We start from the raw sequence: 387 nt of genomic DNA, 5'->3' as shown, positions 1-387 counted from the left end.
CCGAAGAGCATGCTCTTCGGTTTGGGCTGTTCCCGTTTCGCTCGCCGCTACTCAGGGAATCGCATTTGCTTTCTCTTCCTCCGGGTACTTAGATGTTTCAGTTCCCCGGGTCTGCCTCACGCTACACTATGTATTCATGTAACATGTCCCATCCCATTACAGATGGTGGGTTCCCCCATTCGGAAATCTTCGGATCAAAGCATACTTACTGCTCCCCGAAGCATATCGCTGTTCGTCGCGTCCTTCATCGGCTCCTAGTGCCAAGGCATCCACCGTACGCCCTTCATACCTTGATCTAGCGTTGGTATTCTAAGAACACACGTCTAATGACATGGTTATAAAAAGTTTGATGTCTTGTTGATGTCTTCAGTTTTCAAGGTGCGAGTG

The 387-nt window shown here is 49.1% G+C and carries 1 rRNA gene; it reads right to left on the bottom strand.

The annotated features are described in order from the left end of the window. Positions 1–296, bottom strand: a 23S ribosomal RNA gene (locus ADM98_RS00435); the annotation flags it as partial. Positions 297–387 lie beyond the last annotated feature (91 nt).

This window comes from Exiguobacterium sp. BMC-KP (assembly GCF_001275385.1).
GTDB lineage: Bacteria > Bacillota > Bacilli > Exiguobacteriales > Exiguobacteriaceae > Exiguobacterium_A.
The sequence above is the reverse complement of the archived record's forward strand: the minus strand, read 5'-3'. Positions and strand labels throughout refer to the sequence as shown.